The 9,463-nt window shown below is 53.6% G+C and carries 8 protein-coding genes; 1 reads left to right on the forward strand and 7 read right to left on the reverse strand.

Annotated elements, in window-relative coordinates:
- Window positions 1-31 precede the first annotated feature (31 nt).
- The gene (gene spy, locus J1785_RS07180; protein ID WP_129952616.1) at window positions 32-541 is read right to left on the reverse strand and encodes an ATP-independent periplasmic protein-refolding chaperone Spy; all 510 of its coding nucleotides are present in this window, start codon (window positions 539-541) and stop codon (window positions 32-34) included.
- Between the two features lie 368 nt (window positions 542-909).
- Here spy and J1785_RS07185 point away from each other — a divergent pair, with 368 nt between their 5' ends.
- Window positions 910-2,343, forward strand: coding sequence for an aminotransferase-like domain-containing protein (locus J1785_RS07185; protein ID WP_217137427.1), 1,434 nt, complete (start codon window positions 910-912; stop codon window positions 2,341-2,343).
- An 8-nt stretch (window positions 2,344-2,351) separates the two neighbouring features.
- Here the strand turns inward: J1785_RS07185 and J1785_RS07190 are convergent, their stop codons facing one another.
- The 6 genes from J1785_RS07190 to J1785_RS07215 form a co-directional block, all read right to left on the reverse strand.
- Window positions 2,352-2,960, reverse strand: a complete 609-nt coding sequence (locus tag J1785_RS07190) for a KpsF/GutQ family sugar-phosphate isomerase (protein ID WP_129952618.1) — start codon at window positions 2,958-2,960, stop codon at window positions 2,352-2,354.
- Window positions 2,957-4,597 carry an FGGY-family carbohydrate kinase gene (locus J1785_RS07195; protein WP_129991901.1) on the reverse strand — a complete coding sequence of 547 codons (1,641 nt, stop codon included), beginning with the start codon at window positions 4,595-4,597 and terminating at the stop codon, window positions 2,957-2,959. The genes J1785_RS07190 and J1785_RS07195 overlap by 4 nt, the downstream gene beginning before the upstream one ends.
- 29 nt (window positions 4,598-4,626) lie before the next feature.
- Window positions 4,627-5,580, reverse strand: a complete 954-nt coding sequence (locus tag J1785_RS07200; protein ID WP_217137425.1) for an ABC transporter permease — start codon at window positions 5,578-5,580, stop codon at window positions 4,627-4,629.
- A gap of 1 nt (window position 5,581) precedes the next feature.
- Window positions 5,582-6,571 (reverse strand): ABC transporter permease, encoded by a 990-nt coding sequence (locus J1785_RS07205; protein ID WP_217137424.1) that lies wholly within the window; start codon window positions 6,569-6,571, stop codon window positions 5,582-5,584.
- Window positions 6,564-8,084 carry a sugar ABC transporter ATP-binding protein gene (locus J1785_RS07210; protein ID WP_217219121.1) on the reverse strand — a complete coding sequence of 507 codons (1,521 nt, stop codon included), beginning with the start codon at window positions 8,082-8,084 and terminating at the stop codon, window positions 6,564-6,566. Before J1785_RS07210 ends, J1785_RS07205 begins: the two co-directional genes overlap by 8 nt.
- A gap of 266 nt (window positions 8,085-8,350) precedes the next feature.
- Window positions 8,351-9,337 carry an autoinducer 2 ABC transporter substrate-binding protein gene (locus J1785_RS07215; RefSeq protein ID WP_129952623.1) on the reverse strand — a complete coding sequence of 329 codons (987 nt, stop codon included), beginning with the start codon at window positions 9,335-9,337 and terminating at the stop codon, window positions 8,351-8,353.
- Between the last annotated feature and the right edge of the window lie 126 nt (window positions 9,338-9,463).

The following is a 9,463-nucleotide window of genomic DNA, read 5'->3' on the forward strand; positions in this document are numbered from 1 at the left end:
CGATGGGCCGGTTATTCTGTCAGGTTAAGGATTATTCAGCGGTTGCTGACTTTTCCTGGCCTGGTTTGTGGTCACGCATGTGCTCCATTTTGGCGGCGCGTTGCTGATAGTTTTCATTGAACTGTTTTTTCTGCTCTGGTGTCAGCAGATTATACATTTTGTTCTCAGCACGGGCACGGTCAAGCATGCGGTCAGACTGCGCTTTAGTGATGGTATCAATTTGCGCTTTTACCTTAGCTTCATCGAAGCTGTCGGTCGCCACCAGGTTGTGCATCTGATCCATCTGGGCTTTCATGGCTGCACGGTCAGGGCGTGCCCCGCTGTCTTTCATGATTTCTTTCATCTGTGTTTTCTGCTGTTCAGTCAGGTTCAGGCCCGCAAACGGATTCATATGCTGCGGTCCTTTATGATGCAGCATTTTGCCTTGCGTGGCGGTCGTGGCGTCAGTGGCCGGTGTCGCGGTGGTTTCAGCAGCAAATGCGAAAGAAGCGGAGCTCAGAGCCAGAGTTGAAGCCACAATCATTGCGGTAAGTTTACGCATAATTAAATTCCTCATTGGAGATTCAGGCAATTCGCCCGTTTTGTTTCGACGAAAACAAGTCTACTCAATCCAATGAATAGTAATGCGGTGTGGATGTAAAAGAGTGAAAGGCGGAGTGTTACTTTTCCAGCGATCGTGGAGAAAGTGTTTAGAAAGCGTAAGGTTGCGCGAACAGGTGTGAAAGGAAGCTCAGATAAATCTGAGTAATGCGGTGAATTCACACATTATCATGGTGAATGTTTCGCCGCTATAACTCTCTGTTAAATGTTCGTCGCTGTTGATGAGCAGTTTACGTCAGAGGGAAAGCGCAAAATCAGGTATAATAGTTATCTTTTGATTAACACTTTCTATAACAGTGCTGATGGATAATGACTCAATCCCGTTATGAAACGCTGGCGCGTACCTTGCGCAGACAAATTGATACGCAGGTCTGGTTACCGGGCGAACGGCTGCCTTCATTGCGTGATACCTGTAAACAGTCTGGCCTGAGTCTGATGACTGTGCTGCAGGCCTATCAGCTGCTGGAAAGTCAGGGTGTGATTGTCGCACGTCCGCAGTCCGGCTATTTCGTGGCGGCGGGGGGGCAGCGACCGGTGCGTCCTTCTCCCGACGGGCGTTTACATGCCGCAGAGCAGGTGGACGTCAATGACGCTATTTTCGATATTCTTAAAGCCGGGCAAGATCCCGCCGTGGTGCCGCTTGGTTCCGCGTTTCCTGATCCGACACTTTTCCCGCAACCACGTCTGGCTCGCTCCCTGGCGAGCGCCGTCCGCCGGATGTCGCCACACAGCGCCACTGCAAATCTGCCGCCGGGTAATGAAGAACTGCGTCGCAGCATTGCGCAGCGGTATGCGCAAAACGGCATTGAAGTGGCACCCGATGAAATTGTCATTACGTCAGGTGCGATGGAGTCGCTCGGGTTAAGTTTGCAGGTTGTGACCGAGCCGGGGGATTGGGTGGCTATCGAATCGCCGGCTTTTTACGGGGTATTGCAGGCGATTGAGCGGCGTAAATTAAAAGCCGTCGCCATTCCGACTGACGTACGTAGCGGCATGGATCCCGAGGCACTGGAACAGGCGCTGGAAATTTATCCCATCAAAGCCTGCTGGCTGATGTCCAGCTTTCAGAACCCGCTCGGATGCAGTTTGCCGCCGGAGAGAAAAACACGGCTGGTGAGTATTCTTCAGGCGCATAAAGTGGCGCTGATAGAGGACGATGTCTACAGCGAACTGTACTTTGACAGTGAACGGACGGTGCCGCTGAAAGCCTCGTCATACCGCAGCGAAATTCTGCATTGTTCGTCTTTTTCGAAATCTCTCGCGCCGGGCTTTCGCGTAGGCTGGGTGGCGGCGGGGGCTTATGCCGAACGTATTCAACGCCTGCAACTGATGAGTACATTATCGGCCAGTGTGCCGGTTCAGCTGGCATTAGCCGATTATATGCAAAAAGGTGCGCAGCAGGGCGGCTACGATACCCATCTGCGGCGGTTGCGACGTGTGCTTGAACAACGCCAGATGGCGATGCGTCACGCTATCCTGGCTGAGTTTCCGGCGCAGGTGACAGTGACGCAACCCGCCGGCGGGTATTTTTTATGGCTGGATTTAGGCGATAACGTGGACGCGGCACGGGTCTATCAGCGCGCTCTGGCAAAAGGCGTCAGCGTCGCGCCCGGCACCATGTTCTCCGCCGACGCGCGTTTCAGCCATTGTATGCGCATTAATACCTCTTTCGAATGGGGACCGCACACCGCGCGTGCCGTCTCCATTCTGGCAGCGCTGGTGGCGGATGAAATTAAAAGGTGAGAATGGTTTCACACATCCTGTTCGCGCAGGATTTTACCGACATTTCCGCCCGGATGGACTTTCAGCAGCCGCTGCTGATCAAAGCCGTTGCGCAGCATGATATTGCCACACAACGCATCGAACACCGCCAGCACCAGTATGATGGACGTGGTAGCCAGCATATTGAGCGGGTCGATTTCTTGCTCAATATGTGTTTTCACCACCAGCGTGGCGGCACGGGCGATCGCCGAATCCGTATTCTCCGTCACACTGATGATCGCCACGCCCCTGGCTTTCAGCGCCGGTAACAAACGCGTCAGTTCTTCAGAGTTTCCGCCCCGGGAAATTAAAATCATCAGGTCATCGCTGCGCATAAAGCCTAAATCACCATGGGCGGCATCGGTGGCGCTGAGATATACCGCCGGTTGTTCGACGCATGCCAGCATATGGGCGATTTTCCGCGCCGCAATGCCCGACGTCCCGACGCCGCTGACGGCAATTTTGCCCTTACAGCCGGTGATCAGGGTCAGTAACTGCTGCCAGATATCGGCATCGAGATTGTGCCGTAATGCCAGCAATTCCTGGCTGTAGGTTTGCCAGCCCTGGCACGCCAGGGCAAATTCATCCTCTGCATTCATTGGGTTTCCCCCTGCATCAGGCGGCGGTATTTCATGCTGTCGTGGTACATCTCATGAAACACACGGTATTTGCGATCGTAATACTCTTTGATTTTATTGGTTTGCGGTGTGACCGTTTTGCCGATGCGGCTCATGGCCGCCATCGCTTCCGGCAACGAGTCGTATGCGCCGGCCGCAACGGTGCCCATCATGGCACTGCCGAGTAACATCGCTTCGCTTTCTTCCGGTAACAACATTGCACAGCCTGTGGCGTTGGAGTGCTCCTGTACAAACACCGGATTTTTGGTGCCACCACCGCTTGCCATCATGGTATCAATGCGATATCCACTCTGGTTCATGGTCTCGATGATATGGCGGGTGCCCAGCGCCAGCGCCTGAATGGTGGCCAGATAATGCAGTGCCATGTCTTCCGGCGTACGCGAGAGTTTCAGACCGGTCAGCGTACCGGTCAGCGTCGGGTTGGCGCGCGGTGAACGGTTGCCGTGGAAGTAGGGCAGCATATGAATATCTTTGGTCAGGAAGGCGATATTCTCCGGTTCACCGGCCATTTTTCGCAAAATGTTGTTGAGTACTTCGTAAATAGTTTTGCCGCTGTCTTTACCCTGTTTCAGTAAATCGTGATAACACGGATGCGACTGAATCATATGGTCAATCAGTGCGCCGGTGGTGGATTGCCCCCCTTCGTTCAGCCAGTAATCTGGCAAAATAGCCGAGTAGTAAGGCCCCCAGATGCCGCCGATATAACGTGCGCTGCGGGACATCGCCATGTGCGCCGTGGAAGTACCGCCAATCAGCGCGATGCGGTTATCGAAGTCGGCCGATTCACCGGATGCGCCGCTGGCACCGAGAATACCGAGGCTGCCTGCATGGGCATCAATGATAGAAACGCTGACGGCGGTGCCTGCCATCAGCCCCATCTCTGCGGCGGCGCGCTGTGTCAGACCATGCCCGAGCGGCTCGCCCATGGTTTTTACTTCACTGCCGATTTTCGCCGCGTTGTTTTCCAGCAAATCTTCCAGCCCGATCTGGCGGAAATAGCTTGGATCCCAGCGGTCTTCATGGCCGATATACGTCCATTTACAGACGGTGGAACACAGCGAGCGCGTGGTGTCCTGTGTGGCGCGCCAGGTCAGAAAATCCGGCAGGTCGAACAGGTGACCGACGTTGTTCCAGGTGGTCGGCATATGCTGTTTCAGCCAGAGCAATTTCGGCGTTTGCATTTCCGGTGAAATAATCCCGCCAACGAATTCCAGCACGCGGTGACCGGTGGCATTGATGCGCTCGGCCTGGGTAATGGCACGGTGATCCATCCAGACAATAATGTTTTGCTCGCTGCGCCCGGACGGGCTGACGGTCAGCGGCTTACCTTCTTTATCCAGCACCACCAGCGAACAGGTGGCGTCGAAGCCGATACCTTTCACCTGGATCGGGTTGATGTCAGCCTGATTAACCGCATCTTTCACGGCGTTACAGACAGATTGCCAGATCTCATCGGACGATTGCTCGACGAAATCGGCTTTCGGGCGGTATAACGTAATCTCACGGCTGGCCTGGCCAACCATGCGGCCGGTCATGTCGAAGACACCCGCGCGGGCGCTGCCGGTACCTACGTCGACTCCAATAAAATAACTCGCCATGTTCTTTCCCTTCGGTAAAAAGCTTTCGCTTAAGATTTTCTGTTTTGCAGAGCGATAAACAGGATCAGAACGCCGCCCCACAGAGCCATTGTCAGATAACTGCTTACCCCCATCAGGTTCAGGCCACTTTCCAGCATTTGCAGGACGATCAGTGCCAGTACCAGCCCGATGACCCGGCCGAAACCGCCGTCGGGATTAATCCCGCCGAGTACGGAGGCCAGAATGGTCACCAGCAAATAGGAGTCGCCGTAACCTGCTTTTGCCGAGTTAAATTTGGACATCATCAGCAATGCCGCACCCCAGCCGAGCAGGGCGGAAAGCACATACACCGCGATAGTAACTTTATGGGTATTGACGCCGCTGAACCGCGTGGCCTGTTCGTTGGAACCCATCAGATATAAGCTGCGGCCAAGTGTGGTGTGTTCGAGTAATACCCATAACAACAGCGCCACCAGCAGGAATAACAGCAGTGCGACCGGAATGCCCAAAAGACTGCCGTTGCTGAGATACTGGATTGCCGCCGGGAAGCCGGAAATCACCGCGCCGTTGGTCAGCAGAATATTCAGCCCGGCAATCAGCGTCATGGTGCCGAGCGTTGCCAGAATCGGTGAAACTCCGATATACGCAATCAGCACGCCATTGAGTACGCCAGTCACCACCGCAACGGCCAGACCGGCGAGCATCGCCAGCGCGAAATATTCCGGCTGACCCGGATGCGCCACCAGAATGGCTGCCATTGCCAGCGAACAGGCATTTGCCCCGGCAATCACCGAGAGGTTGATACCACCGGTGAGCATGGTGATGCCCATCCCCAGAGCCAGCATGCCCAGAATCGGCAATTGCGAGGAGATCGACTGGAAATTGCCGATGCTGTAAAAACTGCCGCCCAGCGTAAATGAGAACAATACGGCAACAACAACGATAATCAGCAACTGCAAGCGGATGATGCGGTCGCCGGGGAAGAATCGGGTTAAAGTCGTCATGTCACATCCCCTTTGCCAGTTTGCGTTTTTCATTCCACGCGGTGCTGCTGATGCTGACCAGAATGATCACGCCGCTAAATACCTGATGCCAGTAAGATGAAATGCTCAGCAGCGTCAGGCCGTTTTGCAAAAAGGCCAGCAACATGACACCGAGGACGGTGCCGGTCAGCGAGCCGCGACCGCCGGTCATACTGGTACCGCCTAAGACCACCGCCGCCAGTACGGTCAGTTCATAACCGAGTAACGAGTTGGGTGCCACGGACTGAGTGATCTGCGCCTGTACCACGGCGGCGATACCTGCCAGCAATCCCATAAAGCCATACACATAAAAATGCAGACGCAGGATGTTCAGGCCCAGGCGCGACGCGGCATCACGGTTGCTGCCCATGGCGTAAATCTGCCGGCCCACACGGGTGCGGTTCATCAGCACGCCGGTGGCAATAATGACGCCCAGCAGGCTGAGCAGCGGCAGCGTCAGGCCATAGTCGTAACCGTCGGCGGCAGTAAAGGAGAACCAGTTGATGCCGTTCATGAACCAGTCGGGGAAGCCGTAAAGCCAGGTGCCATTGGTCAGATACACCAGCAAACCGTAGAAAAGGTTTAATGTGGCAATCGTGATAATAATGGCCGGCACGCGCAGCCAGTAGACCAGGAAGCCGTTGACCAGCCCGAGCAGTAAACCGATGCCCATCGACATGGCAAACGCCAGAGGAAAGCTGCCGCCATGATGAATGATGTAACTCGCCATCACGTACTGACCGATAGAGGTCACTGCCGGGAAAGAAATATCGATACCACCGGCAATCAGTACCACAAACAGGCCGCAGGCCAGAATACCGAGAATGGCGTAGCTGGTGGCAACGTCGGTCAGGTTGCCGAGCGTCATAAATTCACGGGTGCTGACACTCAGGCCAATCACCAGCAGCAGTACCAGTAATCCCAGCCAGAATTCGTGCAGGGAAAACAGTTTCGTAAGAGATTTGTTATTCATTGATCGCCTCCGCAATTTGCGCTTCGCTGCTCTGATGCGGCGCAAATTCCGCCACCAGCTGGCCTTTACGCATCACCAGCACGCGGTGGCTGTTGTAATACGCTTCCGGGATTTCATCGCAAATCATCAGCACTGCCATGCCGGATTCCGCCAGATCGCGCGCGATGCGGTAAATCCCTTCTTTATTGGCGATATCGACACCGACTGTCGGCGAATCGAGGATCAGGATATGTGGCTGCGTCGCCACCCATTTGGCGATGGCGATGCGTTGTGCATTACCGCCGGAAAGGGTTTTCACCGGCAGGCTGCTGTCCGACACTTTAATGTTCAGATCACGGATCAGGTCTTTCACCACGGAGGCGGCTTTGCGGTGATCCATCAGCCCGGCGCCGGTGCGCAACTTGTCAAAAATTGACACCAGCGTGTTGTCATAAATGGATTGTTCCATGATCAGCCCCTGCGTCAGGCGATCTTCCGACACATACGCAATGCCGTGACGGATAGCGTCGCGGTTGCTGTGAAGTTTCACCGCCTTACCGTTGACACGGATTTCCCCGCTGTCCGGTTGACTCATGCCAAACAGGCTCAGGCAGAGCTCGGTACGCCCTGAACCGAGCAGGCCGATAATCGAGGTGATTTCACCCTGACGCAGCGACAGCGAAATATCCTGATACTGACCTTTGCGGCTCAGATGGCTGACTTCCAGCAGCGGCGTGACGTTGACCGGCGCGCGTTGCGGCAGATGGCTGTAGGTAAAACGCTGTCCGGTCATCAGGAATGCCAGTTCATTACTGTCAAGTTCACTGGCCGGATAGGTACCGACCAGTTTGCCATCGCGCATCACACTGATACGGTCAGCGACTTCCATGACTTCATCGAGGCGATGGCTGACAAATACCACGCAAATACCGGCAGCTTTGAGCTCATTCACCACCCGCAGCAAACCGTTCACTTCGGTGCGGGTCAGCGACGCGGTGGGTTCATCCATAATAACCAGACTGGCGTCAGCCGCGATTGCCCGGCATATTGCCACTAACTGGCGGTCAGCAATCGACAGCTTTTCGACTTTACGATCCGGATCCAGTGAGACGCCAACCCGTTGCATCGCCGCGATGGCTTTTTTGCGCATTGCCTCACGATGTACCCAGAAATCGCCGCCCGGTAAATAACGGTGGATAGCAATATTTTCAGCCACCGATAAATTGGGGAATAAAGACAAGTCCTGATAAATAACCTGAATGCCATAATAAGACGAAAGTTGCGGCGTCAGGGTATGAAATAATTTGCCGTCGAGCGTAATGGCCGCGCCTTTTTCCGGCTGATAGACACCGGAAATAACTTTAATGATGGTACTCTTGCCGCAGCCATTCTGACCGGCGAGACAATGTACTTCACCTTTATTAAGCGTCAGGCTGACATTATCCAGCGCTAATACGCCGGGGAATTTTTTACTGATTTTTTCGAGGCTGATAAAGGCCTCAGCAGGGGCAGGGGACGTGCTGAGAGTATTCATCGCAATCCTTACAACATGCCCTTCATACTTCACGCTGCGGGTGCGTTGGCTTCACTTGCTCACCCGAGTCACTTACTTATGTAAGCTCATCGGGCTTTACTCATTTGCCGCCTTCTCACAACGCGAATTATTTAGGGTATAAGTTTTCAATGTCTGATTAGAAATTCAGATACGGCACAACATACAACGCCGTATCTGTTTCTATTTGCCTGGTGTGGCGCTGGAGATAAATTATCTCCGGTAAATAAAAGTATTAAAAAGCTAAATCAGAATCCGAGTGATTTCGCATTTTCTGGTGTGACTTCCAGGATTTTATTAAAGCGGATCACGTGTTTATCCATATCCACATCAGCTTTGCCTAACCCGTCGATGCTCAGATCTTTATTCACTTCTTTACCCTGCAACATCTGGTCGGCGACCGTCACTAACGCGTAACCGGCATCTTTCGGATCCCACAGCAGCACTTTCTTAATATCACCGCGCATCAGGTATGGCGCAGCCTGAGCTGGCATGGCAATACCCACAACGGCGATTTTATTTTTTGCACGTTTTTGCTGAACGGCCTGACCGGCACCAATCGGGCCGAGTGAACCGAAACCAATAATCCCTTTCAGATCAGGGTAGGTTTTCATTAAATCGAGCGTTGTGGAGTAAGACTTATCAATATTTTCCGCGACCGGCAGGCGTGACGTGACTTCATGCATATCCGGGTATTTTTCTTTCTGATATTTAATCGCGGCATCGGCCCATGCGTTATGCAATGGCACGGTCAGCGAGCCGACATAAATCGCATAACCGCCTTTGCCGCCCATGTCTTTCGCCAGCTCGTCCATATTGGCTTCGGCGTATTTCTGGCTGTCGATGGTTTCGATATCCCACTGACCAATCTGCTGATCCGGCGATTCGTGCGTTAATACCACAATGCCCTGATCACGGGCTTTCTTAAGCACCGGTTCCAGCACTTTGGCGTCGTTTGGCACCACGATAATGGCGTCGACTTTTTTGGCGATCAAATCTTCAATCACTTTGACCTGCTGAGCGGGATCCGGCGTGGATGCGCCCACCTGATAGGCATTAACATCCAGTTTCTGTGCGGCTTCTTTTACGCCGACTTCCATACGTGTGAACCATGGAATACCGGTGACTTTGGCAACGACGGCTATGTCGTAAGGTTTGGCGGCAAATGACGGTGTTGTGAATAACATGCATGCTGAAACCACACATGCACTGACTAATGCGAGGTTAAATTTCATGTCTGTACCTTTTCTTATGATGTTCTGTTCTGGTGTAGGGAACGGCTGGTGGTTATTTATTCCACATTCAGAGATTAACTTAAGGGGAAAGCTTTTTTCGCGCAGCCGTAAACAGAATGTGATCAG

It is taken from the genome of Rahnella perminowiae (assembly GCF_019049755.1).
GTDB classification, from domain to species: Bacteria; Pseudomonadota; Gammaproteobacteria; order Enterobacterales; family Enterobacteriaceae; genus Rahnella; species Rahnella perminowiae.